Source organism: Streptomyces sp. HUAS MS02, assembly GCF_055702265.1.
On the sequence record NZ_CM146747.1, the window covers coordinates 5030009 to 5055097 of the forward strand.

At 70.9% G+C, this 25089-nt stretch carries 25 protein-coding genes and 1 tRNA gene; 15 read left to right on the forward strand and 11 right to left on the reverse strand.

Translation table 11 applies throughout. The features are described 5' to 3' along the window. Positions 1-57: 57 nt before the first annotated feature. Positions 58-255, reverse strand: a complete 198-nt coding sequence (fxsA, locus tag ACZ9QC_RS21545; protein ID WP_472914630.1) for an FxSxx-COOH cyclophane-containing RiPP peptide — start codon at positions 253-255, stop codon at positions 58-60. 382 nt (positions 256-637) lie between these two features. Between fxsA and ACZ9QC_RS21550 the strand changes: the two genes are divergently transcribed. Both ACZ9QC_RS21550 and ACZ9QC_RS21555 read left to right on the forward strand, forming a co-directional pair. Continuing rightward, on the forward strand, positions 638-1594 hold the full coding sequence (locus ACZ9QC_RS21550) for an intradiol ring-cleavage dioxygenase (protein WP_472914631.1): 957 nt from the start codon (positions 638-640) through the stop codon (positions 1592-1594). Positions 1595-1605: 11 nt separating this feature from the next. Then, the gene (locus ACZ9QC_RS21555) at positions 1606-2466 is read left to right on the forward strand and encodes a triphosphoribosyl-dephospho-CoA synthase (RefSeq protein ID WP_472914632.1); all 861 of its coding nucleotides are present in this window, start codon (positions 1606-1608) and stop codon (positions 2464-2466) included. Positions 2467-2623: 157 nt separating this feature from the next. On the opposite strand, the gene ACZ9QC_RS21560 is transcribed toward ACZ9QC_RS21555, so the two are convergent. Continuing rightward, a complete protein-coding gene (locus tag ACZ9QC_RS21560; protein WP_472914633.1) occupies positions 2624-4117 on the reverse strand; it encodes an aminopeptidase P family protein in 1494 nt (497 codons plus the stop codon). Positions 4118-4846: 729 nt separating this feature from the next. Then, positions 4847-6370: a PP2C family protein-serine/threonine phosphatase gene (locus tag ACZ9QC_RS21565; protein WP_472914634.1), complete on the reverse strand. Its 1524-nt coding sequence runs from the start codon at positions 6368-6370 to the stop codon at positions 4847-4849. A 513-nt stretch (positions 6371-6883) separates the two neighbouring features. On the opposite strand from ACZ9QC_RS21565, the gene ACZ9QC_RS21570 reads away from it, so the two are divergent. Both ACZ9QC_RS21570 and ACZ9QC_RS21575 read left to right on the forward strand, forming a co-directional pair. After that, positions 6884-7549 carry a bifunctional DNA primase/polymerase gene (locus ACZ9QC_RS21570; protein ID WP_472914635.1) on the forward strand — a complete coding sequence of 222 codons (666 nt, stop codon included), beginning with the start codon at positions 6884-6886 and terminating at the stop codon, positions 7547-7549. Between the two features lie 55 nt (positions 7550-7604). Further along, on the forward strand, positions 7605-8447 hold the full coding sequence (locus tag ACZ9QC_RS21575) for a hypothetical protein (RefSeq protein ID WP_472914636.1): 843 nt from the start codon (positions 7605-7607) through the stop codon (positions 8445-8447). Between the two features lie 255 nt (positions 8448-8702). Here ACZ9QC_RS21575 and ACZ9QC_RS21580 read toward each other — a convergent pair whose 3' ends face one another. The 3 genes from ACZ9QC_RS21580 to ACZ9QC_RS21590 all read right to left on the reverse strand — a co-directional run bounded on the left by ACZ9QC_RS21580 (position 8703) and on the right by ACZ9QC_RS21590 (position 11649). Then, positions 8703-9692, reverse strand: a complete 990-nt coding sequence (locus tag ACZ9QC_RS21580; RefSeq protein ID WP_319243812.1) for a DUF5926 family protein — start codon at positions 9690-9692, stop codon at positions 8703-8705. Between the two features lie 250 nt (positions 9693-9942). Continuing rightward, on the reverse strand, positions 9943-10572 hold the full coding sequence (locus tag ACZ9QC_RS21585; protein WP_472914637.1) for an ATP-binding protein: 630 nt from the start codon (positions 10570-10572) through the stop codon (positions 9943-9945). A 267-nt stretch (positions 10573-10839) separates the two neighbouring features. Beyond that, the gene (locus ACZ9QC_RS21590) at positions 10840-11649 is read right to left on the reverse strand and encodes a glycerophosphodiester phosphodiesterase (RefSeq protein ID WP_472914638.1); all 810 of its coding nucleotides are present in this window, start codon (positions 11647-11649) and stop codon (positions 10840-10842) included. Positions 11650-11947: 298 nt separating this feature from the next. On the opposite strand from ACZ9QC_RS21590, the gene ACZ9QC_RS21595 reads away from it, so the two are divergent. The 3 genes from ACZ9QC_RS21595 to ACZ9QC_RS21605 all read left to right on the forward strand — a co-directional run bounded on the left by ACZ9QC_RS21595 (position 11948) and on the right by ACZ9QC_RS21605 (position 15081). After that, positions 11948-13663: a S1C family serine protease gene (locus tag ACZ9QC_RS21595; protein ID WP_472914639.1), complete on the forward strand. Its 1716-nt coding sequence runs from the start codon at positions 11948-11950 to the stop codon at positions 13661-13663. 72 nt (positions 13664-13735) lie between these two features. Further along, positions 13736-13820, forward strand: a tRNA-Ser gene (locus ACZ9QC_RS21600). A gap of 185 nt (positions 13821-14005) precedes the next feature. After that, positions 14006-15081, forward strand: a protein-coding gene (locus tag ACZ9QC_RS21605) for an IS630 family transposase (protein WP_472914640.1) whose coding sequence is annotated in 2 segments (ribosomal slippage) — positions 14006-14459 and positions 14459-15081 — 1077 coding nt in all. Because the reading frame shifts where the segments join, the coding sequence is not laid out codon by codon here. A gap of 456 nt (positions 15082-15537) precedes the next feature. Here ACZ9QC_RS21605 and ACZ9QC_RS21610 read toward each other — a convergent pair. The 3 genes from ACZ9QC_RS21610 to ACZ9QC_RS21620 form a co-directional block, all read right to left on the reverse strand. Then, positions 15538-15957, reverse strand: a complete 420-nt coding sequence (locus tag ACZ9QC_RS21610; RefSeq protein ID WP_472914641.1) for a DUF4259 domain-containing protein — start codon at positions 15955-15957, stop codon at positions 15538-15540. A 310-nt stretch (positions 15958-16267) separates the two neighbouring features. Next, positions 16268-16627, reverse strand: a complete 360-nt coding sequence (locus tag ACZ9QC_RS21615) for a DoxX family protein (RefSeq protein ID WP_472914642.1) — start codon at positions 16625-16627, stop codon at positions 16268-16270. Positions 16628-16800: 173 nt separating this feature from the next. Further along, complete coding sequence (locus ACZ9QC_RS21620) at positions 16801-17295, reverse strand: cupin domain-containing protein (RefSeq protein WP_472914643.1); 495 nt, start codon at positions 17293-17295, stop codon at positions 16801-16803. An 81-nt stretch (positions 17296-17376) separates the two neighbouring features. Between ACZ9QC_RS21620 and ACZ9QC_RS21625 the strand changes: the two genes are divergently transcribed. The 3 genes from ACZ9QC_RS21625 to ACZ9QC_RS21635 all read left to right on the forward strand — a co-directional run bounded on the left by ACZ9QC_RS21625 (position 17377) and on the right by ACZ9QC_RS21635 (position 19144). Then, positions 17377-18228: a LysR family transcriptional regulator gene (locus tag ACZ9QC_RS21625; protein ID WP_472914644.1), complete on the forward strand. Its 852-nt coding sequence runs from the start codon at positions 17377-17379 to the stop codon at positions 18226-18228. Between the two features lie 9 nt (positions 18229-18237). After that, positions 18238-18423: a hypothetical protein gene (locus tag ACZ9QC_RS21630; RefSeq protein WP_472914645.1), complete on the forward strand. Its 186-nt coding sequence runs from the start codon at positions 18238-18240 to the stop codon at positions 18421-18423. A gap of 577 nt (positions 18424-19000) precedes the next feature. Further along, positions 19001-19144 (forward strand): hypothetical protein, encoded by a 144-nt coding sequence (locus tag ACZ9QC_RS21635; RefSeq protein WP_472914646.1) that lies wholly within the window; start codon positions 19001-19003, stop codon positions 19142-19144. A gap of 52 nt (positions 19145-19196) precedes the next feature. Here the strand turns inward: ACZ9QC_RS21635 and ACZ9QC_RS21640 are convergent, their stop codons facing one another. Further along, positions 19197-19595, reverse strand: a complete 399-nt coding sequence (locus ACZ9QC_RS21640) for a hypothetical protein (RefSeq protein WP_472914647.1) — start codon at positions 19593-19595, stop codon at positions 19197-19199. Positions 19596-19782: 187 nt separating this feature from the next. Further along, the gene (locus ACZ9QC_RS21645; RefSeq protein ID WP_472914648.1) at positions 19783-20688 is read right to left on the reverse strand and encodes a bifunctional DNA primase/polymerase; all 906 of its coding nucleotides are present in this window, start codon (positions 20686-20688) and stop codon (positions 19783-19785) included. A gap of 363 nt (positions 20689-21051) precedes the next feature. On the opposite strand from ACZ9QC_RS21645, the gene ACZ9QC_RS21650 reads away from it, so the two are divergent. The 5 genes from ACZ9QC_RS21650 (at position 21052) to ACZ9QC_RS21670 (ending at position 25049) form a co-directional block, all read left to right on the forward strand. After that, the gene (locus ACZ9QC_RS21650) at positions 21052-21357 is read left to right on the forward strand and encodes a hypothetical protein (RefSeq protein WP_215456812.1); all 306 of its coding nucleotides are present in this window, start codon (positions 21052-21054) and stop codon (positions 21355-21357) included. Positions 21358-21599: 242 nt separating this feature from the next. Then, positions 21600-22574 (forward strand): bifunctional MaoC family dehydratase N-terminal/OB-fold nucleic acid binding domain-containing protein, encoded by a 975-nt coding sequence (locus tag ACZ9QC_RS21655; RefSeq protein ID WP_472914649.1) that lies wholly within the window; start codon positions 21600-21602, stop codon positions 22572-22574. Beyond that, a complete protein-coding gene (locus ACZ9QC_RS21660; protein WP_472914650.1) occupies positions 22571-23002 on the forward strand; it encodes a MaoC family dehydratase in 432 nt (143 codons plus the stop codon). The genes ACZ9QC_RS21655 and ACZ9QC_RS21660 overlap by 4 nt, the downstream gene beginning before the upstream one ends. After that, entirely contained in the window at positions 22999-24165 is a 1167-nt protein-coding gene (locus ACZ9QC_RS21665; protein ID WP_472914651.1) for a lipid-transfer protein, read from the forward strand. The genes ACZ9QC_RS21660 and ACZ9QC_RS21665 overlap by 4 nt, the downstream gene beginning before the upstream one ends. A gap of 227 nt (positions 24166-24392) precedes the next feature. After that, positions 24393-25049: a SigE family RNA polymerase sigma factor gene (locus ACZ9QC_RS21670; protein WP_472914652.1), complete on the forward strand. Its 657-nt coding sequence runs from the start codon at positions 24393-24395 to the stop codon at positions 25047-25049. Positions 25050-25089 lie beyond the last annotated feature (40 nt).

The window sequence follows — 25089 nt, forward strand, 5'->3', positions numbered from 1 at the left end:
TGTCGGTGGTCTCGGCGGTCATGCGACGTCGGCGGGGTCGGGCGGACGCCGCTGGTGTCAGACGGAGGATTGGAAAGCCGCCACCGCGACTCGTCCCGGGCCCCTGCGTTCGACGCCGTTCGACACGGCACGGGTCAGGGCCGGCGACAGCGCGCCGCCGCTCCGCGCCGCCAACTGCACCAAGGACACCCGCTCCGGACCGACGGCGGCCGTGGCGTGCGACTCGTCGGCCGTGGGGTCGAGGGATGCGTTCATGGAGACCTCATCAATCTGTGCGTGGAAACTGACGGGGTTGCGGAGTCTTGCGGCTCGATGAAGCAGCTGCCGACAGGAATTTCTCACTCAAGCACCGGCCGCAGAAGAAGTTAGCGGCCGACCGGGCGAACAGAGCCGACTATCCGGTCGGATGCCGGTTGCGACCAGAAGATAGCCGACGCCGAGGAGTGGTTCGGACGGCACCACAAGCCTCGTCCGTATTCGGGGCGGCAAACGTGAGAACCGTCTCACCGCCCGGCGCAAGCACGGCAGTTGAGCGGAAGACCGCCCATTCCGGCCGACTCCGGGGCTCCTTCGACTCTCAGCCCCCGCACAGCCACGTCCCAGGCAGCTGACGGGCCGCGTCCCTAACTTCACCCGTATGACGGGAAACCACACAAGCAAAACGATCACGCGGCGGCGCGCTCTCGCGGTGACCGGGGGAACGGTCGCCGCCGGCGGTCTGGCGGTCGCCGGCTACCGGTCGGCGTTCGCGGTCGGAACGACGAGCACCGCCGAGGCGACGGCGACCGCCTCCGTGACGAGCACCTCCGAGGCGTGCATGACGCTGATGTCGAGCGTCACCGAGGGCCCGTACTACCTGGACGGCGCCCTGGTCCGCAAGGACATCACCGAAGGCAAGAGCGGTGTTCCTCTGACGCTCCGGCTCACGGTCGTGGACGCCACCGACGGCTGCACCCCGGTTCCCGGTGCGGCCGTGGAGATCTGGCACTGCGACGCCTGGGGCTACTACTCCGGCTACACCACCGCGAATCCCGGCGGCTCGGCGCCCTCCGAGAGCGAGGACGGTTCGACGGCCGACGACGCGACCTACCTCCGCGGCTACCAGATCGCGAACGCGAACGGGGTGGTCAAGTTCGAGACCATCTTCCCCGGTTGGTACACCCCGCGCACCTGCCACATCCACGTGAAGGTGCACACCGGCGGCGAGAAGGAGGACGGCACCTACGAGGGCGGCAAGGTCAACCACACCGGCCAGTTCTTCTTCGACGACGAGATCGCGCAGGAGGTCTTCGCGCTGGAGCCCTACTCCCGGCACACCGGCAGCTACACCACCCTCGACGACGACATGGTCTACGACGGCGGCGGCGCCGCGAGCGGCCTGCTCACCCTGGAGGCCGTGAAGAAGGCGAACCCGGCCCGCGGCTACAGGGGCTTCCTCACCCTCGGCATCGACCCCGATGCCGAGAACACCGGTGCCGGTGGCGGCGAGGGCGGCGGCGGTGGCGAGGGCGGCGAGGGCGGTACGCCGCCGTCGGGCGAGCCCCCGGCGGACGCCCCGACGGACAGCGCCACGGCCACCGAGTCGGCCTCGTAGGGGGTACGGCCATGAGCAGCCGCGAGGACGGGACACTCGCGCGGGCCGCGGTGGCCGCGCTGACCCGGCAGTTGGAACTCATGCCCAAGCCCGGCCTGCCCGACCCGCGTGATCTCGGCGCCCGGATCACCAAGCAGGACCATCGTGCCCTGCGCTGGTCGGCGAAGGCGCTGGTGCCCGGCCTCGCGGCGATGGCGGCCTGCGCCCGTCGCAACGGTGCGGCCACGCCCGAACTCCGGGCCGAACTCGGGGCGATCGGGCGCTGCACCGAGCACTCGATGCGGCTCGCCGGGGGCGGCCACCGGGGCGCCACCTGGGTGCTCGGGCTGCTGGTCGCCGCGGCGGCCATGGATCCCGGGGCGCGGGGGCGTGAACTGGCCGCCACCGCGAAGAAGATCGCCGCGCATCCCGACCGGCGGGCGCCGCGGCAGCCGTCCCGGGGGTCGTCGGTGTCCGCCAAGTACGGCGCGGCCGGGGCGCGGGGGGAGGCGCGCGCCGGATTCCCGCATGTGCGGCGGGCGTTGGACGTGCTGGCGAAGGCCCGTGCGGCGGGGACGCCGGAGGCGGATGCCCGGCTGGACGCGTTGCTCACGGTCATGTCGACGTTGCAGGACACCGAGTTGCTGTACACCGCCGGGCCGCATGGGTTGCGGCATGTCCAGGGGGCGGCGCGGGGAGTGATCGACGTGGGGGGTACCGGGACGTCGGCGGGGAGGGCGGCGCTGGCCGCGTTCGACGTGGATCTTCAGGAGCGGGGGTGGAGTCCTCGGGGGAGCGGGGCGTTGCTGGCGGGGGCGTTGTTCGTGGACGCGCTGCCGGTCACCGCCGGTGCGGGGGTTCCGGCTCAGGGTGCCCCTTTGATCCCCGGCTGACCGCCCGGTCGGGCTTCTCGCGCAGCTCCCCGCGCCCCTCAAAAGCAGGGGCTGCGCCCCGTGCTCTTTGACGAAGGGCCGAAGGCACCTTCAGGGGCGCGGGGAACTGCGCGACCAGCCCCCACACTCACCCGCAGACGAACAACCCGGCCGTCCCTCAGCCCTCCGCACGCCCCCTCAGCGAGGCCATCCACAGCTCGACCTCGTCCGAACGACGCGGCAGCGCACCGCTCAGGTTGCGGTTGCCGTCGGCCGTCACCAGGATGTCGTCCTCGATGCGGACACCGATGCCCCGGTACTCCTCGGGGACGGTGAGGTCGTCCGCCTGGAAGTAGAGGCCGGGCTCGACGGTCAGCACCATGCCCGGCTCCAGCGTCCCGTCGACGTACGACTCGACGCGCGCGGCGGCGCAGTCGTGGACGTCCATGCCGAGCATGTGCCCGGTGCCGTGGAGCGTCCAGCGGCGCTGGAGCCCCAGCTCCAGGACCCGCTCCACGGGGCCCTCGACGAGCCCCCACGCGACCAGCCGCTCGGCCAGGACGTGCTGCGCGGCGTCGTGGAAGTCGCGGTACTTGCCGCCCGGCCGCACGGCGGCGATACCGGCCTCCTGGGCGTCGTACACGGCGTCGTAGATCTTCTTCTGGAGCTCGCTGAACGTGCCGTTGATCGGCAGTGTCCGGGTCACGTCGGCCGTGTAGTACGTGTGCGTCTCGACGCCCGCGTCCAGCAGGAGCAGGTCGCCGGAGCGGACCGGGCCGTCGTTGCGGACCCAGTGCAGGGTGGTGGCGTGCGGGCCGGCGGCGCAGATGGAGCCGTAGCCGACGTCGTTGCCCTCGACCCGGGCGCGCAGGAAGAACGTTCCCTCGATGTAGCGCTCCGAGGTGGCCTCGGCCTTGTCCAGCACGCGTACGACGTCCTCGAAGCCGCGCACGGTCGAGTCGACCGCCTTCTGCAGCTCGCCGATCTCGAACTCGTCCTTGATCAGCCGGGCCTCGGAGAGGTAGACCCGCAGCTCCTCGTCACGCTCGGCGGTGACCTTGTCGGTGAGGGCCGCCTCGATGCCGGCGTCGTAGCCGCGGACGACGCGGACCGGGCCGGTGGCCTCGCGCAGCTGGTCGGCGAGTTCGCGCACGTCGGCGGCGGGGATGCCGTACAGCTTCGCGGACTCGGTCAGCGAGTGGCGTCGGCCGACCCACAGCTCGCCCTGGCCGGAGAGCCAGAACTCGCCGTTCTCGCGGTCGGAGCGCGGCAGCAGGTAGATCGTCGCGTCGTGACCCTCGCCCGAGGCCGAGGGCTCCAGGACGAGGACGCCGTCCTCCGTCTGGTTGCCGGTGAGGTACGCGTACTCGACCGACGCGCGGAAGGGGTACTCGGTGTCGTTCGAGCGGGTCTTGAGGTTGCCCGCGGGGATCACCAGGCGGTCGCCCGGGAAGCGCGCGGAGAGCGCGGCGCGGCGGGCGGCGGTCTCGGCGGCCTGGGCGATCGGCTCCAGGCCGTGCAGCTCGGTGTCGGCCCAGCCCGACTTCATGCTCTCGGCCAGCTCGTCGGACACGCCCGGGTACAGGCCGTTCTTGCGCTGCTTGATGGGCTCCTCGGCTTCGGTCGCCTCGGTCTCCGGGATCGCCGGCTCGAGCTCGTCCGCCACGGTCATCCTCCTAGGTACGGCACTGGACCCCGTCCATCGTACGGTCGTACCGAGCGGCCCGAAGGAGCGCGTGATCCCCTCTCACGACCGGTCACCACGCCCTCACGACAAGCAGCCACGGGGCCCGCCCGACACCGGACGCGTACGCCCCGGCCTCGCCCGGCGGCCGATGCCGACGCAGCGTGTCCGCCCGACGCTCGCCCCCGGCACCCGGCACTGCCGGTGCCCGACGCCCGCCGCCACGCCCCGCACCGCCACCGCCTTCCGCGCCGGTCGGGCGCACGGCTGCGCGCTGCCACGGCGTGCACCGCCACTGCCTTCCGCGCCGGTCGGGCGCACGGCTGCGCGCTGCGACGGCGTGCACTGCCCTTGCCTTCCGCGCCGGTCGGGCGCACGGCCCCGCGCCGGCCTCCGACCCGCCCCGACGCCCCGCGGCCGCCCGGCAGCGGCCGAACCGGTTGCCGCATGAGACCGGGACACGGCGCCCGGCGTCGCACGGCGCCCACCACCTCGCGCCTCGTCCCGGGCGCCTCGTCCCGCGCACACTGCCCGGCCCACGGCGCGTGTCGCCCAGAAAGCGGTCATGTCCGGTCGAACCCGCACGGCCCGTCGAGGGGACGCGCAGCACCGAACTCGGCCGGAGTGGAACGTCACCCGGCACCGGACCCCTCTCCTGGCGGCCGGGCGAGGCCCGTGACCCGGTGCCGGACAAGCCCCGGTCGGGCCAGGTCGGCGCTACTCGAACCGCGCCGCCAAGAGCACCACGTCCTCCGTGTCGTCGGCTTCGTCGAGGCCGTTCGGGAGCATCGTGCGGAGGATGTGGTCGGCCAGGGCGCCGGGGTCGGTGCGCAGGGCCCGGGGGACGCCGGTGGCGGCCGCGTGGAGGCGGGTGAAGGCGCGGTCGACGGACTCGCCGGTGCGCTGGAGGAGGCCGTCGGTGTAGAGCAAAACGGTTTCTCCTGGTTCGGCGGTCAGCTCCACGCTGGGCGCCTCCCAGCAGGCGAGCATGCCGAGCGGCGCCGACAGGGACGTCTCCACGTACTCCGTGCGCCGCTCGCCGATCACCAGCGGCGGACTGTGTCCGGCCCCGGCCAGGGTGATCTTGCGCAGCGCGGGTTCGACGTAGGCGAAGAGCGCGGTGGCGGAGCGGGCCGGTTCGGTGAGCCGCAGGAGCAGCTCCAGGTCGGAGAGGACGGCGACGGGGTCCTCCCCCTCCATCACGGCGTAGGCGCGCAGCGAGGCCCGCAGTCGTCCCATCGCGGCGACCGCGCTGGGCCCCGACCCCGTGACCGAGCCGACCGCGAGGCCGAGCGCGGCGTCCGGCAGCGGCAGCGCGTCGTACCAGTCGCCGCCGCCGCGCGGGCCGGTGCGGTGCCGGGCGGCGAGCTGGATGCCGGAGACGCGGGGCAGCCGGGAGGGCAGCAGCTCCTCGGCGATGGTGGCCATGGACGCGCGCGTGCGCTCGACCTCGACGAGCCGTGCCAGGTGCTCGGCGGCGTACCGCGTGTACAGCCCCACGAGGTGCCGCTGCCGCTCGACCGGCTCCGCGGGCTCGTCGTACAGCCACACGGCGGCGCCGAGCCGGCCGGCTCCGTCCGTGGACAGGGGGAGCGTGTAGCTCGCCGCGTATCCGAGCCGGGCGGCGACCTCGCGGTGGCGGGGGTCGAGCCCGTCCTCGGCGAACAGGTCGGGCTGGGCGATCTCTCCGTCGCCGCCGGGCAGTCCGTCGAGGATGCGGCCGTACGGCAGGGAGCTGCGGGGCACGGTCTCGATGTGCCCGAGGTCGGCGCGGCCGAGACCGAGGCCGATCGTGGTGTCCGGACCCAGCCCGTCGGCCGGTTCCAGGACGACGAGACCCCGACGGGCGCCGACGAGGGCGGCTCCGGCGTGCAGGAGTTCGGTCAGGGCGCTGTCCAGTGAGTCCGTGCGGGTCAGACGTTCGGTGAGTTCGTGCAGCGTCGTGAGGTCCGAGACCCAGCCCGCGAGTCTGTCCTGCAGAACGGCCCCGGGGGCGGTGGCCGGTCCTGCGGCGGGAGGGGCCGCCGGGGTGCTCGGGGTGGCGAGCGCGGGCGCGACAGTGTGTGCGGGGGAGGGAACCGTTGAATCGATTCCAGCCACTTTCGGAGGGTGAGGGGCGTTCATGGTGTCCGGCTTTCCGACCGGTGCGTATTGCTGAAAAGCATCGCAAACCCCCATGTCATTCTGCGCCGCTAGCAGTCTCTCCACATGTACACGCACTCGTGAGGGGATGTCCAGCATTGTCCTGCTGGGATATCTGGTGTCCGTGAGGCGCTGTTGGACTGCCGTCGGCTTCTTGTCCAGTCCTTTGGGGAAAGCTAAGTTGGCCTAAAAGTGTTGTGGTGAACGGTGTATTGAGGTCGACTGGCCTTGTTCAACAGAGCGTCACAGCGGTCGTGATGGGTACGTACCCGGTGAAGGCCAGGGGCGGCGGAGGCCACCCGGAACCTGGCGACGGACCCGGGCGTCCTATCCACCGACGACCGAGCCCCATCCTCCCGTGGCGGAGGCGGCGAGCACATGCGGGACAGCAAAACGCCAGGCGCCGCCACCCCTACGCCATGCCCATGCTTTTGACAGACGCAAGTCGACGCAAGCGATGGACGCGGACGTAACCGAGCTCGGCCCGCAGGGGTTCCCCTTGTCCGCGACAGGGGTGTGATGCGCCAGCAGGTACGCACAGTGCAGTGAACGACACATGTTGTGATGTGACCCACGGTGTTGCCATGCGTGCAACGGAAAGGACGAGCGCTCATGCGCGAGATCCCCGGAAAGCGACGCAGGCTCCTGTCCAAGCGCAACGGCGGGAGGCCCGAGCTTCTTGAGCAGGCCCTGACGTTCGCGACGGAATGGCAGTGGCCCGTACTCCCGGGGGTGGCGCCGGACCCGCAGGGGCGTGCCCGCTGCGGCTGCCCGGACCCGGAGTGCGTGGTGCCCGGCGCTCACCCCTTCGACCCCGGCCTGCTGGCCGCCACCACCGACGAGCGCATGGTCCGCTGGTGGTGGACCAACCGGCCCACCGCGCCGATCGTGCTGGCCACCGGAGGCACCGCCCCCTGCGCGGTGAGCCTGCCGGCCCTGGCCGCCTCGCGCGCCCTCGCCGCCCTCGACCGCACCGGCATGCGCCTCGGCCCCGTGGTCGCGGCCCCGCACCGCTGGGCGATCCTCGTCGCGCCGTACTCCATGGAACAGTTGGGCGAGCTGCTCTACGCCAAGGACTTCGTCCCCGGCTCGCTGCGGTTCCACAGCCAGGGCGGCTATCTCGCCCTGCCCCCCTCCGAGACCGGTCACGGTCTGATCCGCTGGGAGCGCGCGCCGCTGCCCGGTTCGGCCGCGCCCTGGGTGCCCGACGTCGAGGCGGTCGTGGACGCGGTCGTCGACGCCCTCACTCGTACGGGTGTGAGCGCGCCCGAGTTCTGAGCCCGCCCGGCGCGCGCGGGGCCGGGCGCCCCCGGTCGGTCGTTATCTTCCGCACATGCAGCGTCTTCCCGGGGGCCACGGGGCCCCGTCGCGCGGCCGTCACAGCGCTCCCCCACCCCGGAGCCGTAGAGCACCCGCGTCGGCGCGCGGCGGGCCGGATCCGCGCCGCCTGCGCCTCGCGGGACTGACCGCCGCGGTCGCGGTCGCCCTCGGTCTCCCCCTCGTCGCCTCCGCCGGCCCGCTCGGCGACGTCCCCGCGTCCGAGCGTGCCTCCACCCCCGAACGGGCTCTCAGCGCCGAACTCGACCGTGCCACGGAACTCGACCGTGCCGCCGGGCGCGTCGGTGCCGCCGCCGGCCTCGGCACCGGTGGCGACAGCGGCGATGGCGGTGGCGGTGGCGTCGGCGGCGCGGACGAATCCGGCGGTGACGTCGAGAAGTCCGCCGACCGCGCCGATCAGAAGGCGGGCGGCGCCGACGGGCCCGACACGAGGGCCGCGGACGACGCCGACGCGTCGGACCAGGCGGGGGGTTCCTCGCAGCTGCTCGGCCTCGGACTCGCCACCGCCGCGCGCTGCGGCCCCGACCTCACGTCCCCCGACGGCATCGAGGCCCAGACGTGCGTCCTCACCCAGGGCGACCGGACCTGGGCGCGCACGTACTACCGCAACGCCACCGGACGTGAACTCAGCTCGGTCCTCAGCATGATGGCGCCCGGCGGGCACACCGTACGGATCCACTGCACCGTGGGCGCGCACGACGAGCCGGGGGTGTGCGAGACACCGAGGGAGCGCACGCGGGGCGGAACGGGGGCGTACACGGCCGTCGCGGAGTTCGCCGCACCGGAGGGCGAGGGGCCGCTGTTGCTGCGCTCAGGGAGCAACTCAGGCCGCTCGTAAGGGCGTTGACGCGCGAGGGGTTTCCGTCCAGTGGAGCCGCCGCGGAACCCGGGCATGAAAAGACCCGGTTGCTGGCGACGGGGGATGCACCAGCAACCGGGCTAATGGAACCGTAACAAGAGATCGGCGCTTCGCAAATTCGATCTCGGCTATTCGGACACGAATTTGCCTGTCACGTAGGGGAGTTGTGACAGGAGTCACCACACTTCGAACGCACTCGGTCGCCCGACGCCCCCTTCGGCGCGGGAGCGAACGTCAGCTCAGCGTGACCTGTCGGTTGGTGAGACCACCGCGTGCTCGGCGCTCCTCCGGCGTGAGCGGGGACTCGTCGGCCAGGGCGCCGGCGAGCCGCTCGGCGAACTCGGCCGCCGGCTTCTCGATGTCGTCCGCGCCGACCCCGCTGGGGAGGTCCCAGACCGGCACGGTGAGGCCGTGAGCACGGAAGGAGCCCACCAGACGGGTGCCCTCGCCGAGACTCGAACGCCCCGCCGCGTGCAGCCGGGCCAGCGCGTCCAGAAGCCGCTCCTCGGCGTGCGGCATGACCCAGCGCAGGTGGTTCTTCTCCGGGGTCTCGCACCAGTAGGCCGCGTCGACGCCCGCGAGCTTCACCGTGGGGATCGCCGCGGAGTTGGCGCGCTCCAGGGAGGCGGTCACCTCCGGCGTGGCGTTCTCCGTGTCCGGGACCCAGAACTCGAAGCCGGTGTGCACAACTGGCTCGAACTCACCTTCGGGGTCGAGCAGGTCCTGCAGCCGCGGGCCGTCGGCCGGGGCGCGCCGCCCCTGAACCGGAGTGCCCGGCTCGGCGACCAGCGCGCGCTGCAGGGTGTCGGCGAGGTCGCGGCTGATGTCACCGGAGGCCGTGTCGTTCTGCAGGCCGAGCAGGACCGAGCCGTCGTCGCGGCGTAGCGCGGGCCACGCCATGGGCAGCACGGTGGCGAGCGTCACCGACGGGACCCCCTCGGGGAGCGCGTCCTTGAGCTTCAGCTCGACGGTGGCGGCGGGCACCAGCTCGCGCAGCGCGATCCAGTCGCCCTCGCCGGGCAGGCCCTCGAAGGGGCGCTGCACCAGCTCGGTCACGGCCTGGGCGGCGGCCCGGCCGTGGCAGGCCTTGTAGCGGCGGCCGCTGCCGCAGGGGCATTGCTCGCGCGCGCCGACAACCGGAACCTGCCCATCGGCGCCTGCGGCGCCGACTCCGCCGGTGCCCTGCGGGCGCTTGGCCTTCGTGTGGGGTCGCTTCTTGGCCATCGTGGGTGTCTCCCGATCACGGCTCGTCTCGTACTCGCGCGAGCCTAGCCGCTCGTACGACGACCGACGGGACCCTGTGGACAACGCACCGAGTCGTCCCGGAACCGGTGGTTCGGGCCGGGATGTGCACCGGTGCCGTGGCCGGATGTGTCCGGTCTGCCGGTCTGCCTCTGTCAGTTCGGCCTGCCGGTCCGGGTCTGTCCGGACTGCCGGTCCAGGTCTGTCAGTCCGGACAGACAGACCAGGTCTGTCAGTCCAGGTCGTCGAACGCGTCCGCGAAGTCCAGGTCGGGGAGGGCGGAGACCGAGGGGGCGACGACGCGGGAGGCGAAGTCGTCCCGGCGGTGGGCCCGGTAGACGTCGTCCTGGACGACGACCCACACCGTGACCTCGCCGCGCGCGTCGTCCCGTACGCCCCAGTCGTCCGCCAGTGCCGTGACGATGTTCAGCCCGCGGCCGCCGTGTGCGGTGACCGAGGGCGTGGACGGAGCAGGGCGGGTCGGACCACCGCCGTCCGTCACCTCGACCGTGAGCCGCCCCGTGGGATCCATCCGCCAGGCGCAGCGCACGTCGCCGTCGCCGGCCAGCGCGTCACCTAGCGGTCTGCCGTGTTTGCAGGCATTGCTGAGCAGTTCGGAAAGGATCAGTAGGGCATCGTCGATGACCGATTCCGCCACACCGCCCGTGCGCAACTCATCACGCATCCGGTGCCTTGCTTCCCCCACGCCCGCAGGGCCATGGGGTACGGCCATGCTCGACGACGTGGGCACCTCCTGTGCCACCACCAACGCCACCCCCGAGACCTCCTTCGCCCCACGCCACGGTGTGAATGCCCCATTGGACTGGACTGGAAACCGGCCAAACCACGTGCTCTGACGCACTCCTTACGCTCGAATACGGAACGAACGCGCCGGTGCACACCCCGTAGCCGGATGGCTGAATTCCGTCCCTGATATGCCGACTTGTCCCTGCCCGCCGATTGGTCGTGTTGGCGGAATTCTTACCTCCGTCAAGCGCCCCGCGGGGGCGCCGCCGGGGGTGGACGGGGTCGTCGCAGATGTGAACCGAGGCGTGTTCGGAGCTGTCGCCGAGGCGCGTGTGCGGAGTTGTCGGGAACCGTGTGTTCGGAGTTGTGGGAACGCGTGCGCTCAGCGGCCGAGTTGGTGCAGAACCGCGTGCGGGCGGTTGGTGATGATGGCGTCGACACCCAACCCGACGCAGAGGTCGACGTCCTGGGGTTCGTTCACGGTCCACACGTGCACCTGGTGCCCGGCGCTCTTCAGGCGCTCGATGTACGTGGGGTGGTTGCGCACGATCCTGATCGAGGGGCCCGCGATCCGGACACCGGCGGGCAGTCGGCCGTCGCGCAGCCGGGGCGAGACGAACTGCGTCAGATAAACCGTGGGCAGGGTCGGGGACGCGGCCCGGACGCGGTGCAGCGAGCGGGCCGAGAAGCTCATGATCCTCACCGCCGAGTCGGCGGCGGACTCGGGGGCGTCCAGGCCGAACCGCTTCAGCAGGACCAGCAGCCGTTCCTCGACCTGGCCGGCCCAGCGGGTGGGGTGCTTGGTCTCGATCGCCAGCTCCACCCGGCGCCCGGCATCGGCCACGAGTTCGAGCAGCCGTTCGAGGGTGAGGACGGAGGTGTCCGCGCGGTCCTCGGGGGTGACCTCCCAGTCGGGCGCCTCGTCGCCCGTCTTCCAGGAGCCGAAGTCCAGGGCGGCCAGATCGGCGAGCTCCAGGGCGGAGACCGCGCCGCGGCCGTTCGACGTACGGTTGACGCGTCGGTCGTGGACACAGACGAGATGGCCGTCCGCCGTCAGCCGGACATCGCACTCGAGGGCGTCCGCGCCGTCCTCGATCGCCTTCTTGTACGCGGCCAGGGTGTGCTCGGGGGCCGCCTCGGAGGCACCCCGGTGAGCGACGACCTGAATCGGGAGCTGTCGTGCGTGGGTCACCGCGTCATGGTGCCACCGCGACGGGGTACGCGTGGGGGAGGTGACCGTGGACGACCGGGCTTGTACGCACAGTACGCGCCGTTAGTCCGATAGATCCTATATAAAGGATGATCCCGGACCCACAGACACCGCTTATGGTGCCCTGACGGCTCGTGGGAAAAGCTGACCGCAGACAAAACTCACGCACAGCCCTCTGTGCGACCAAGAACACGCGACGCGAGAGCACGCGACGCAAGAGCAAGCGATCAAGAACAGTCGACCGCCTACCAGGTGAAGCCGTGGACCGAGGAGAAAAGCTGTGAGCACCGAGAACGAGGGCACCGCGGTACCCCCGGCCCCGTCCGCACCTCCCGTGCCGGTGGATTCTCCCGCTGCCTCCGCGCCGGCCCCGACGCACGAGCCGAGCGAGGCACCGGCGGAGCCCACCGCCCCGGCCCCCTCGGCCGGAACCGCCGCCGACAACGCGCCGACGACGCAGCTCCCGCCGGTCCCGCCGACGGAGCAGCTCCCGCCCGTCCCGCCGACGACGCAGCAGCCGCAGCCCGAGCTGGTGTCCACGGGGGCACCCGGATACGCGGCGAGCCACGGCCAGGTGCCCGGCGGTGGCTACGGTCAGGCGCCCGGTGGCGGCGGCTACGCACAGGCACCCGGCGGTCCGGTCGGCCCGGCCGGACCCGGCGGGTCCTCGGCGCCCGACGCCTCCTGGCCGCCCCCGCCGCCGCCCGCCGTCCCGTCGTACGCGGACAACGGCGCCGCCGCCGGTGCGTACGGCAACGCGGGCGCGGCCGCAGGTGCGGGTGGCGCCGGTGGCGCGGGCGGTCACGGCGGTCCGGGCGACGGCGGCTGGGGCTCCTCCTGGCAGCAGACGCAGCAGCCGGCCCCCAAGCCGGCCGGCAACAAGCGCGGCGGTCTGATCGCCGCGATCCTCGTGGCCGCGCTGGTCGCGGGCGGTGTCGGCGGCGGCCTCGGCTACACGCTGGCCGACCGCAACGACAACTCCACCGGCTCCACGACCGTCTCCGCCTCCCAGAACGGCGGTGACGTCAAGCGCGCGGCCGGTACGGTCGCCGCCGTGGCCTCCGCCGCGCTGCCGAGCACGGTCACCATCGAGGCCTCCGGCAACGACGGCGAGGGCGGCACGGGCACCGGGTTCGTGTTCGACAAGGAAGGCCACATCGTCACCAACAACCACGTGGTGGCGGAGGCCGTCGACGGCGGCAAGGTGTCGGCCACCTTCCCGAACGGCAAGAAGTACGCCGCCGAGGTCGTCGGGCACGCGCAGGGCTACGACGTGGCGGTCATCAAGCTGAAGAACGCCCCCTCGAACCTGCAGCCGCTGACGCTCGGCGACTCCGACAAGGTCGCGGTGGGCGACTCGACGATCGCGATCGGCGCGCCCTTCGGGCTCTCCAACACGGTCACGACCGGCATCATCAGCGCCAAGAACCGCCCGGTGGCCTCCAGCGACGGCTCCTCCGGCAGCAAGGCCTCCTACATGAGCGCCCTGCAGACCGACGCGTCGATCAACCCGGGCAACTCCGGCGGCCCGCTCCTCGACGCGCGGGGCAACGTCATCGGCATCAACTCGGCGATCCAGTCCGCCAGCAACGGCAGCTTCGGCTCCGGCCAGGCGGGCTCCATCGGCCTCGGCTTCGCCATCCCGATCAACCAGGCCAAGAACGTGGCCCAGCAGCTGATCAGGACGGGCAAGCCGGTGTACCCGGTGATCGGTGCCTCGGTCTCCCTGGAGGAGGGCACGGGCGGAGCGAAGATCACGAACTCGGGTCAGGGCGGGTCGGACTCCATCACCCCGGGCGGCCCCGCCGACAAGGCCGGCCTGGAGCCCGGTGACGTCATCACCAAGCTCGACGACCACGTCATCGACAGCGGCCCCACCCTCATCGGCGAGATCTGGACCCACCTCCCCGGCGACAAGGTCACCCTCACGTACACCCGCGACGGCAAGACCCGCACGGCGGACGTCACCTTGGGCGAGCGCGAGGGCGACAGCTGACCGGGGAGGCAGACAGAGGCCGCCGGCGAGCCGGTACGCTGTACCCGCTCCGGCCCTGGTGGGCGGGGCGCGGGTGGGTTGCCCGAGCGGCCTAAGGGAACGGTCTTGAAAACCGTCGTGGCGCAAGTCACCGTGGGTTCAAATCCCACACCCACCGCAGATGAAAGGCCCCTGACCAGCTACGTCGGTCGGGGGCCTTCGCTTGGCCGGTGTTCGAGGGCTCCCGCTGGTCCCCGTGGGTTCCCGGTCGACCGGGCACGCAAGGGGAACGGCACTACTGACTTGTAATGCGTGATGTCGTGGGGTGCTGACAGGTCGTGATCGTCGCGGTACACCACGGTCATGAGGTACGCGCAGGGTGGCGGGCTGACTGCCGAGCGGAGGGCCTTTCGCGAGCGGATCCGTCTGGACGCGGGCGAGATGTTCGCGGCCGGTAGCGACAACGCCGAGGTGGCGAAGGTGCTGCGGGTGCATGTGCGCTCGGTGCAGCGCTGGCGGCGCGAGTGGGCCGAGCGGGGTGAGGCGGGCCTGGTCTCGAAGGGGTCGGCGTCCCTGCCCAAGCTCAGCGACGAGTTGTTCGTGAAGCTGGAGGCGGCGCTGGCGCTGGGGGCGGTGGCGCACGGCTGGCCTGACGAGCGCTGGACGCTCGCGCGGATCCGGACACTGATCGGGCGGATGTTCCACAAGAGCTACACCGGGCCCGGGGTGTGCCTGTTGCTGCACCGGCACGGCTGGTCGCCCCAGGTCCCGGCTCGCAGGGCGGTGCAGCGCGACGACGAGGCGGTCGCGACGTGGGTGAAGGAGACCTGGCCGGCCGTGGAACCACCGCGGCGGCGCTCGGCGCCTGGACCGTCTTCGCCGACGAGGCCGGGTTCTCGATGACGCCGCACACCGCCCGCACCTGGTCCCGCCAAGGCGTCACCCCGGTGATCCGGGTCAACGGCGGCAGCAGACGCCACCTGTCGGTGGCCGCTCTGTGCTGCTACAAGCCTGGCGAGCGGGCGCGGTTGGTCTTCCGGCACACCGGTGACCGGCGGGCCGACGGCCGCAAGGGCTTCTCCTGGAAGGACTTACGGGACCTGCTCGCCGCCGCCCACACTCAGCTCGGCGGACCGATCGTGCTGGTCTGGGACAACGTCGGCCTGCACCTCAGTCGCGCGATGCGCGCCTGGACCACGGCCCGGGACTGGCTCACGGTGTTCCAGTTGCCGGCCTACGCACCGGACCTCAACCCCGTGGAGGGGATCTGGTCCAGCCTGCGGCGCACCAGCCTGGCCAACGTCGCCTTCGCCGACTACACGCACCTGGTCAACGCAGTCCGCCGGGGCCTACGTCAGATCCAGTACCGGCCCACCATCATCATCGGCTGCCTCATCGGCACCGGCCTCGCCATCAGCCCTGACGACATCACGCATTAATCCTCAGTAGTTGCTCTTAGTGGAGGTCGCTCCCTCCCGGTTGGGTAGAGGCAGCGCACGTCTTGGCTGTGGCAGGTGAAAGAGGCGGGGACTTCGTGGATCGGATGCTGCGGTGGTCCGATGAACTTTCGAGCTCGGACGTGGAGGCACTTGAGTGTTTCCTCGGGCCGAGACTCCGTCAGGTGCTAGATACTCAGCCGCCAGGGTCCGACGAGAATCGGGCCGCAGCAAGCGTGTCCAACATGCTGACTGAGGTCGTCCCGATCTGAGTGCTTAAATCCAAGCCCTGTCGCTCCCTCACCTCGGTACGGAAGCCGAGCGATCTGTGAACGCCGAGCGGCTCAGCAAGGAATCCTCCTGCACTGGAACTGGCTGGTGTGCATGGCCGAGCCGTGGTGGGAGGAGCCTGTGGCTTTGTTCACGAGTTGCGGCTCTGGTCCAATTCTTGTGGCGCGGTTACGGTTCGTGACCGATCGGTCCCAGGGCCTCTGTGATCCGTAGGACTTCGTGGCGCCACTGAGCCGCGTCGGCGCTGTCCACCCAGCCGGTCAGCAGTTCCGATCCGTCTTGGAGTACACACCGCAGAGCGAGCACGGCTGACGTGCGGAGAGCCAACGGAAGCTGCGGCAGAGGTTCTCTCGGTCCGTCATCAGGGTCGATCACAATCCCGCTGTCCGGGATTGTGCTGGCAACGAGAGCTGCGGCGGCCACTGCTTGGGTGCCGTCGCCGCCGTCCACGCGTGCTGCGGAATCCGTGACTCGCTGGAATGCTCGCTCGAGCACTTCGATGACCTTCTGGGAAGTCAGTCCCTCGAGTTCATCGACGAAGTCGGCAGCGAGGTCGCTGTCGAATGGGCCTGTTCCCCACGTTCCCATGCACGGCTCCTGGTATCGCTCTCGCGGACGGAGCCAGCATTCCAGCAGAAACCGACAAACTCGACCACACCACCATCCAGCCGGGCGATTTTCGGGCGACCTCAACTGCCATCGGACGAAGACCACCAGTCCCCCTGCGTGCACAACCACACGAAGTGGACCAGAGCTCGAGTTTCGACAGCAGATGGCAGATGTACGCCTCACCGCGCAGCGCGTGGACGGCGGCGTGTTCGATGTTCATGAGAAGTGACAGCGGCCGTGCGGCGGCTGGCCGAGCAGTGGCCTCCGCCGGTCGAGGACTGAGCCACGGTCACAGCCCGGTGGTCAACCAGACGGTCACGGCCGCGGTGGCGGTGAGTGCGACATTGAGTGTGATCCGGCGGTCTTCTCCGGTCAGGTGAACGGCGATCGCACCGGTCTGCAGGAGTACGAAGCCGATGGCTGCGGCCGACGCCAGCCAAGGAGCGGTACCGGTCAGCGGTGGCAGGACCAGACCGGCCGCGCCGAGTATTTCGACCGCCCCCAGCGCTCTGAGGGCGGGCAGGGGAATACGGTCGACCCAAGCCATCATCGGTCGGAGTTGATCGCGGCTGCGGATCACCTTCAGCGTGCCTGCGTAGAAGTAGAAGAGCGCGAGCAGTCCCGCGACGATCCAGTAGGCGATGTTCATGGTTTCCGTTCACGGGGCCCCGGTTCGCGGGGTCCTGTCGATTGCGTCGAGTGCCAGGGAAGCCCCTGGAGACGGCCGGTCCGTCGTCCGAGGGGTTCGGACGCGAAAGGCGGGAGCGGCCACGGCCCCAGAGGCCGAAAGGAGGGCGGCCGGGCCGTTCCGTCCCGCCGACTTCAGGCGAGGTCGGTCGCGGGCTGTGTCGCGTAGCGGCTCATTGTGTCGATGTTGGCCTGTGGCGTCAGCGGCTGTCCGGACGCGAGCACGTCATGAAGGTCTCGGAAGTACTGCACATACAGGTCGGGTGTGAATGTGCTGAGCATGACGGCGGGTTGGTCGGTCAGGTTGGCGAAGGTGTGCGGGGTGCCGGGCGGAACCATGACGAGCGTCCCCGCGGCGGCGTCGTAGTCCTCGTCCCCGACGGTGAACCGCACGGTGCCGGAGAGGACATAGAAGCCCTCGTCGTGTTGGCCATGGCGGTGCTGCGGCGGGCCCTGCGTGTGTGGGGCGAGGACGGACTCGGCGATCGCGAGGCGGTGCCCGGTGTGGCTGCCGTCCTCCAGAACGCGCATGCGCGTGGCGCCCAGAACGATCGTCTCGCCGTCGTGGGGACCCACCACCGATACGGCGGGGTCGGCCTGCGGCTCGCTGGTCTTCGCTATTTCGGTCATGGTCACGAGTGCACCGCCGGGACCTCGCCGGTGTCCAAGACCCATTCAGCAGAGCCGATACCTCATGGGTATCGTTGCAGCGTGGAGCTACGGACCTTGCGCTACTTCGTGGCGGTCGCCGAGGAACTCCACTTCGGCCGGGCCGCCACCCGACTGCATATGAGTCAGCCGCCGCTGAGCCGGGCGATCAAGCAGTTGGAAGCCGAGGTCGGGGCCCTTCTCTTCGCTCGCTCGACCACCGGCGTCACGCTCACTCCAGTGGGCGCGGTGCTGCTCGACGAGGCGCGAGCCCTACTCGACCACGCCGACCGCGTCCGGGTACGTGTGAGCGCAGCAGCCGGCGTCGCGACTCTCACCGTCGGCATCTTGGGCGACGGCACCGACCCGGGAGTGGCCAGGCTGGCCGCGGCCTACCGCCGAAACCACCCCGGAGTCGACATCCGCATCCGCGACACCGATCTGACTGACCCGACGTGCGGACTGCGCGCTGGACTGGTCGACGTCGCCCTCACCCGGGCACCGTTCGACGAGACCGCCCTGACGGTGCGTGCGCTGCGGACCGATCCGGTCGGCGTGGTCCTGCGCGCCGACGATCCGCTGGCCCGCCGCGATGAGCTGCGGCTGGCCGAGCTGCGCGACCGCCGGTGGTTCCAGTTCCCGCAGGGCACAGACCCCATCTGGCAGTCGTACTGGAACGGTGGCAGGCCGCGGGAGGGACCAGTGGTGCGCGCCGTCCAGGAATGCCTGCAGGCTGTGCTGTGGAACGGCACGGTCGGCCTGGCCCCGCTCGGACACGACCTGCCCGCGGAGTTCACCGTGGTGCCGCTGATCGACATGGCACCGAGCCGAGTGGTGGCGGTGTGTAACGAAGGAGACACCAACCCGTTGATCCGGTCCTTCATCAAGATCGCGACAGCCGTTTACCGCCACTGAGGATCGGCAATGGCGCTGCCGCAGCTCGTGAACAATTCGAACGCTGCAGTCTTCGTGACCGCCTCCGGAAATGGTGAATATCTGCTGTCGCTTCTCGTGAACAAAGCCAAGCCTGCATTCGACCACGTGCGTTGGAGGCGTCTGTTCATCCGCAGCGCAGAGCAGCAAGCCCTTGTCGAAAGATTCAGCCAGTGAAGCGGGTGTTCTCTCGGACCTGCCCCTAGGAGCTCAGACGCCGAGCCCGCGCTTCCTCTACCACCACTCCCCGCTGCACCTCGGAAGCCCTCAGCTTGGGAAGCTGCGATCACGTGGGGGCTGGTACGTGTGTTGGCTTTGGTGCACGGTCGAATCGTGGCGTCGTCGGGTTGGGCTGCTTTCTCCGTGGTTCCCTGCTGTTCCCCGCTTGTTCTGGTGCGCTTGTGGTGCGGCGTCCTGAGCGGCGAGCCGGAGGCCGACTTCGTGGCCTGGTTCCAGGACTGGAAAGCCGATCGCGGATGGTGGTCCGAGCACGTCGGCGGGAGGCTGCGGTGAAAGGCGTGACGTGCGGTGGCGATCGCGGATGGTTGCCGGTTTGTGGTGAGTACTGGCTGTACCGCAGGATCGTGTGATGTCCCGATCAGTAGGCGCCCACACCGCCGACCCGTGCCCCCGGTGCCTGGTTGAGCACGTTCGTCCGGGCAGCCTTGTCTCTGTCGCCGGGCGCGATGTCGTCGGCTACGCCTGCGCGCGATGTGGGCACTCGTGGTCCCGTCCGGTCGAGGAGGACCTGGAGGTGTACGACAGTGTCAGGGTGGACCTCGACGACAGGACGCTCTACGGCACAGTCTGGCAGGTGGGCGACGAGCGAGTCGCGGTGCGCGACGCGAGCAGTGGGCGGCTGCGGTGGGTCGAGCGCTGGCGGGTCATCCTCTACTGAGGTCCTCTACTGAGGCCCGTCCGGCGGGCCCCGGACCACCGGGCGAGGCCGATCAGGCCGTGTCGGGGTCGGCGTCGGGGTCGGTGTCGGGGTCGGGCTCTTCCGGTGGGGTCGATTCGCGGGCCGCGATGATTTCTGTTTCGTACTGGTCGATGACCTGTTCCGCGGTGCGGCCCGTGTACTTCGCCACCTCGTCGATGGCGACGACCGCCCAGTTCGCCAAGGAGAGTGCGAAGGCCAGGAGTTGGTCGTCGCCGTAGGCTCGCTTGACCGTCAGGAGATACATGAGGTTCAGGTAGGGCACGAGATCGGGTTCCGAGACCTGGCCCGTGCTCGTGCGCATCAGTTCGATCGTCGCCTCCGTCGCCTCCGCGCGGAGGGGGAGCAGGCGGTCCCGTTCCCGATGGACCTCGGCGAGCATTTCCTGGCGGTGTTCCCTGTCGGAGTCCAAGAAGTCCAAATCGTGCCTCCGGAGCGGTCGTTCGTCGCGCGGGCCGTGCCCCGACGGACCACGCCGGACCACGGCACCTTCAGCACCTCAGTTCTTCCAACCACCGGCCTCCCGAAACGCCCGCACCCCTCCCCGCACCCGTCTCCGCTCCCATCACAGGTCCCATCACGTCCCGTCATCGGTCCGATCACCGGCCGCCTCTCGACATCCGCTCCGCCGACGCGATCGTCGACCTCGCCTCGCGTTCCGTGAGGCCCGTGCGGACGGCCGCCTCGATCAGGGCGCCCGCGAGTTCGGCGCCGAGGCCGTTCTCGTAGGCGCGACAAGCCGCCCAGAAGAGGCGGGTGTTGCGTTGCCCCTCCTGCGCGGTCAGGACGAAGTGGACGAGGCCATGACCGTCGCCCTGACGGCCGGTCGTCCGGGCGGCGCCCGTGCGCGGGGGCGGCAGCAGGAGGTGGAGCAGGGCCGGTGGGCAGGGAGCCGGGAGGAGGTGGGACGTGCCGGGGGCCGCGGCGTAGGCGCCGTGCTCGGTGCGGGAGCCGGGGCCGACGAGGTAGCCGCCGGCACCGCGGATGTCGATGCCGGGGGCGAGACGGCCGGCCGAGTTGGGGACGGCCACGTCGGGCGGGCCGGTGAGCCAGATGTGGCGGCCGCCGCTGGGGGTCAGCACGACGACCGTCTCGGGGATCGTGAAGAGGTGGCGCAGGGCCAGCTCGCGCAGGGCCGCCGAGGAGTCCGTACCGGACTTCGTGTCGAGGTCGACCCCGATCAGGTGATGGGGGCCGACACCGCAGGCGATGCCGTAGCCGGTGGCCCACGGGGCCGCGGCGAAGAGCTCGCGGATGCGTCGGGGGTCGGTGGAGGCGTCGTACACCCCGTGACCGAAGCGCCCGCACTCCCCATGGCACGGGGGCCGGGCAGGGGTGGGGGCCGGTGTGGCGGAGGTCGGGGAGGCGGGAGCGGCGGGGCGGTGAGGGGAGCGTAGGGCCGGGAGCTTGGTGCGGGACAGGGGGATCACCGCCAGTCCGCGTTCGGCGGCGGAGAGCGCGTGTGCCAGGGCCAGGGTGCTGGCCTGCCGGTCCGTGGTGGCCATGCCTCCATGTTCGTACGAGTGTTCGATAAAGGGAAGGGGGTTCGGGGTGCGCTTTCGGCCGTCGCGGACCTGTTCGCGGGTTGGCCGGAAATGTGCCGGAACGCTTCACCCCTTGTCTCCCTTGATCTTGCGGTCGCTTCTCGCCGCCATCCCGTCTGAACTGGGAGTTCCTTGATCCAAGGGGGTTTATCGACTTGTCATCACGCTTCAGGGGGAATGGGAGCTTCCGGGGTGGTTCGCCGGGGATTCGGTGGGCAACTCTTGATTCGCGACGTCGAAGACCCGAAAGACCCGCACCGAGGCGGTCGGCCAACTGCCCTGGCGCAACCCGTACTTGTGTGAAAGGCCCTGGAGGAAATGCACATGGCAAGCATCCGTACCGCCCGCGTTCTCGCCGCCGTCTCGGCTCTCCCGCTCGCCGCCGCCCTGTTCACCGGCGTCGCGACGGCCGACAACGGCGCCATCGCGGACAACGGATCGAACGCCGGCGTGGCGAACATCGTCGGCAGCGGTGTCGGCCACGACAACAACGGCAACTCATCGACCTCGCAGCAGCAGGCGAACGGCTCGGGTGCCTCGAACCAGAACAACACCGCCCAGGTCAACGGCTCCGGCTTCACGGCCATCGACCAGGACAACGCGGTCGTCAGCTTCACCAACCTCTGGTGAGCCGGGCGAGGGCGGCCGGTCGGGCCGGGGCGTGGACGGATGAGGTCGCCCCGGCCCCGGGGCCACCGCCCTCGGACCACGTAGGACGAGTGGGACATGTTTGTGGGGTGTGACACGCCTGTGCGGCGGTGCTGCGGCATCGCCGCACAGGCGTCTCCGCGTCCCGCGGCGACCTTGACAGTCGTGGCGACAGGCCCTCAATCTGACGGACAGTCAGAAAAAACGGAGGGGGCTGCGCCACGATGGTCGAGGACCTGTCCGTACAACTCAAGACCTACGAGGGGCGCGCGGCCGTCCTCGGCGGCCGTGGCAAGGATCCCGTCAACTCGCCCATGATCCGGCACTGGTGCGAGGCCATGGGGGACACCAACCCCGCGTACACCGGACCGGACGCCGTCGCGCCGCCGACCATGCTCCAGGTGTGGACGATGGGCGGACTGAGTGGCCACGAGACCCGCGCACCGGCGTACGACGAACTCCTCGCGCTGCTCGACGACGCGGGATGCACCTCCGTCGTCGCCACGGACTGCGAGCAGGAGTACCTGCGGGCGCTGCGGCCGGGGGACGAGGTCACCTTCGACTCGGTCATCGAGTCGGTGTCGGGGCGGAAGACGACCAGGCTCGGCACCGGGTACTTCGTCACGACCCGGATGGATGTGCGCGTGGGTGACGAACTCGTGGGGACCCATCGCTTCCGGATCCTCAAGTACGCCCCGGCTCACGCGCCCCGGCCGTCCCCCGGAACGTCCCCGTCCCAGGAACGGCCCCGCCGCCCCCGCCCCGTCGTCAATCGCGACAACGCGGGCTTCTGGGACGGTGTTTCACAGCACCGGCTGCTCATCCAGCGCTGCGCCGACTGCGCCACACTCCGCCTCCCCTGGCTGCCCGGCTGCAACGCGTGCGGTTCGGCCGCGTGGGACACGGTCGAGGCGAGCGGTGAGGGGGTCGTGTACTCGTACGTCGTCATGCACCACCCGCCCTTCCCGGCCTTCGATCCGCCGTACGCCGTCGGGCTGATCGAGCTGGCGGAGGGGGTGCGGATGGTCAGCAACGTCATCGGGGTGCCGTGCGACAAGGTGCGGATCGGGATGCCCGTACGGCTCGAATTCGCTCGCTACGAAGCGGAGTTGGAGCTTCCGGTGTTCCGCGCGGGCTCCGATGGTCCCGCGGAGCCGACGGGTCCCGCGGAGGCGGAAGAGGGGGCGGTGTCGGCGTGAGGGTCGAGGCAGGGGACGTGATCCCGCCGCTGGAGATCGAGATCACCCGCACACTCGTCGTCGCGGGGGCGATCGCCTCGCGCGACTACCAGGACGTGCACCACGATCCGGAGCTGGCGCGGCGGCGCGGGTCGCCCGATGTGTTCATGAACATCCTGACGACGAACGGGCTGGTGGGGCGGTACGTGACCGACCACTTCGGACCGGACGCCGTCCTGCGCAAGGTGGCGATCCGGCTCGGCGCGCCCAACTACCCGGGCGACACGATGGTGTTGACCGGCACGGTCGAGTCAGTCGAGACGACCGAGACGACCGACGGACCGACGGTCACGGTCAAGGTGACCGGCGACAACGGCGTCGGTCGGCACGTCACCGGCACGGTGACCCTGACCCTGCCCCGACCCCTGCCCCCGAGGGAGGCGGTGTGAGCGTACGGACCAAGGACGGGCTCGGCGGGCGGGCCGCGATCGCCGGCATCGGCGCGACCGACTTCTCCAAGGACTCGGGCCGCAGCGAGCTGCGGCTGGCTGTGGAGGCGGTGCGCGCGGCGCTGGACGACGCGGGGCTGGCGCCGGCGGACGTGGACGGCATGGTGACGTTCACGATGGACACGAGCCCGGAGATCACGGTCGCGCAGGCGGCCGGCATCGGCGAGCTGTCCTTCTTCTCCCGTGTCCACTACGGCGGCGGTGCCGCGTGCGCGACCGTGCAGCAGGCGGCGCTCGCGGTCGCGACGGGCGTGGCGGAGGTCGTGGTCTGCTACCGGGCCTTCAACGAGCGTTCGGGGCGCCGGTTCGGGTCGGGGGTACGGCACCGGGAGCCGTCGGCGGAGGGCGTGGCCCTGGGCTGGACGCTGCCGTTCGGGCTGCTCACGCCCGCCTCGTGGGTCGCGATGGCGGCGCAGCGCTATCTGTACGCGTACGGGCTGACCCCGGAGGCGTTCGGGCACGTGGCCGTGGTCGACCGCAGACACGCGGCGACGAACCCGGCGGCGTACTTCCACGGCCGCCCCCTCACCCTCGACGAGCATGCCGCCTCGCGCTGGATCGTCGAGCCGCTGCGGCTGCTGGACTGCTGCCAGGAGACGGACGGCGGTCAGGCGCTCGTCGTCACCTCGGTGGAGCGCGCGCGGGACCTGCCGAGACCGCCCGCGGTGGTCGTCGCGGCCGCCCAGGGCGCGGGCCGGGCGCAGCAGCAGATGACCGGCTTCTACGACAGCGATCTCACCGGGCTGCCGGAGATGGGCGTCGTCGCCCGGCAGCTCCGGCGGACCTCGGGGCTGGCCCCCGACGACTTCGACGTGGGCATCCTGTACGACCACTTCACGCCGTTCGTGCTGATGCAGCTGGAGGAGTTCGGTTTCTGCGGGCCGGGGGAGGCGGCGGACTTCGTCGCCGAGGACCGGCTGCCGCTCAACACGCACGGCGGGCAGCTCGGCGAGGCGTATCTGCACGGGATGAACGGCATCGCGGAGGCCGTACGACAGCTGCGGGGCACCTCCGTGAACCAGGTCGCCGGTGCCGAGCGGGTGCTGGTCACCGCGGGGACGGGGGTGCCCACCTCGGGGTTGGTGCTGGGGACGGACGGGTGAGCGGTGCGGGCGGGGCGGCTGAGGAGGGCTCCGGGCACTCGGGGGTCCGGTGGGGCGGGTGCCGTACACCCTGGGCAGGTGGTTCTCGGGGGTACACCCTCAGTACCTGGGGGCTGTTCATCCACCTCCAGTAGGTGGGGTCTGCCCCACTCCTACAACCTGAGGGGGATTCGTCTTCGGGACCTGCGGCCGATCCGCCGGGCGGGGCCCGCTCCTAGCGTGGAGCCATGACCACACCCGTCTGCACCAGCGCTTCGCAGGCCGCTGCACCAGTGCCGCGGACCCTGTCGACCACGGCCCGTTCGACCTCGGCCCGTTCGACCTCGGCCCGTTCGGCCTCGGCCCGCTCGCACTCCGCCCGGCCGACCCTGCCGGGCCTGGCGGACCTGTCGTACCCGTCGTTCTCGGCGTACGTGAAGGCCCGCCAGCCGGTGCTGCTGCGGACCGCGCGGTCGCTCACCGCGAACCCGTGCGACGCCGAGGACCTGCTGCAGACCGCGCTGGCCAAGACGTACGTCGCCTGGGAGCGCATCGAGGACCACCGGGCCCTCGACGGCTATGTCCGCCGGGCGCTGCTGAACACCCGGACGTCCCAGTGGCGCAAGCGCAAGGTGGACGAGTTCGCGTGCGACGAGCTGCCGGAGCCCGACGGGGTTCATGCCGCCGACCCGGCCGAGCAGCAGGCGCTGCACGACGCGATGTGGCGGGCGATCATGAAGCTGCCGGCGCGGCAGCGGGCCATGGTCGTCCTCAGGTACTACGAGGACCTGAGCGAGGTCCAGACGGCGGAGGTGCTCGGCGTATCGGTCGGCACGGTGAAGTCGGCGGTGTCCCGCGCGCTGGGCAAGCTGCGCGAGGACCCGGAGCTGGAACCCGTCCGCTAGCCCGATCGTTGGCCTGACATGCGGCTGCGATCAGTTCCTC

What these genes read in the sequence shown, in the direction of transcription:
- fxsA (WP_472914630.1), bottom strand. Translation starts at nt 255, where the DNA reads ATGAACGCATCCCTCGACCCCACGGCCGACGAGTCGCACGCCACGGCC.
- ACZ9QC_RS21550 (WP_472914631.1), top strand. Translation starts at nt 638, where the DNA reads ATGACGGGAAACCACACAAGCAAAACGATCACGCGGCGGCGCGCTCTC.
- ACZ9QC_RS21555 (WP_472914632.1), top strand. Translation starts at nt 1,606, where the DNA reads ATGAGCAGCCGCGAGGACGGGACACTCGCGCGGGCCGCGGTGGCCGCG.
- ACZ9QC_RS21560 (WP_472914633.1), bottom strand. Translation starts at nt 4,117, where the DNA reads ATGACCGTGGCGGACGAGCTCGAGCCGGCGATCCCGGAGACCGAGGCG.
- ACZ9QC_RS21565 (WP_472914634.1), bottom strand. Translation starts at nt 6,370, where the DNA reads ATGCTGGACATCCCCTCACGAGTGCGTGTACATGTGGAGAGACTGCTA.
- ACZ9QC_RS21570 (WP_472914635.1), top strand. Translation starts at nt 6,884, where the DNA reads ATGCGCGAGATCCCCGGAAAGCGACGCAGGCTCCTGTCCAAGCGCAAC.
- ACZ9QC_RS21575 (WP_472914636.1), top strand. Translation starts at nt 7,605, where the DNA reads ATGCAGCGTCTTCCCGGGGGCCACGGGGCCCCGTCGCGCGGCCGTCAC.
- ACZ9QC_RS21580 (WP_319243812.1), bottom strand. Translation starts at nt 9,692, where the DNA reads ATGGCCAAGAAGCGACCCCACACGAAGGCCAAGCGCCCGCAGGGCACC.
- ACZ9QC_RS21610 (WP_472914641.1), bottom strand. Translation starts at nt 15,957, where the DNA reads ATGGGAACGTGGGGAACAGGCCCATTCGACAGCGACCTCGCTGCCGAC.
- ACZ9QC_RS21615 (WP_472914642.1), bottom strand. Translation starts at nt 16,627, where the DNA reads ATGAACATCGCCTACTGGATCGTCGCGGGACTGCTCGCGCTCTTCTAC.
- ACZ9QC_RS21620 (WP_472914643.1), bottom strand. Translation starts at nt 17,295, where the DNA reads ATGACCGAAATAGCGAAGACCAGCGAGCCGCAGGCCGACCCCGCCGTA.
- ACZ9QC_RS21630 (WP_472914645.1), top strand. Translation starts at nt 18,238, where the DNA reads ATGGCGCTGCCGCAGCTCGTGAACAATTCGAACGCTGCAGTCTTCGTG.
- ACZ9QC_RS21645 (WP_472914648.1), bottom strand. Translation starts at nt 20,688, where the DNA reads ATGGCCACCACGGACCGGCAGGCCAGCACCCTGGCCCTGGCACACGCG.
- ACZ9QC_RS21650 (WP_215456812.1), top strand. Translation starts at nt 21,052, where the DNA reads ATGGCAAGCATCCGTACCGCCCGCGTTCTCGCCGCCGTCTCGGCTCTC.
- ACZ9QC_RS21655 (WP_472914649.1), top strand. Translation starts at nt 21,600, where the DNA reads ATGGTCGAGGACCTGTCCGTACAACTCAAGACCTACGAGGGGCGCGCG.
- ACZ9QC_RS21670 (WP_472914652.1), top strand. Translation starts at nt 24,393, where the DNA reads ATGACCACACCCGTCTGCACCAGCGCTTCGCAGGCCGCTGCACCAGTG.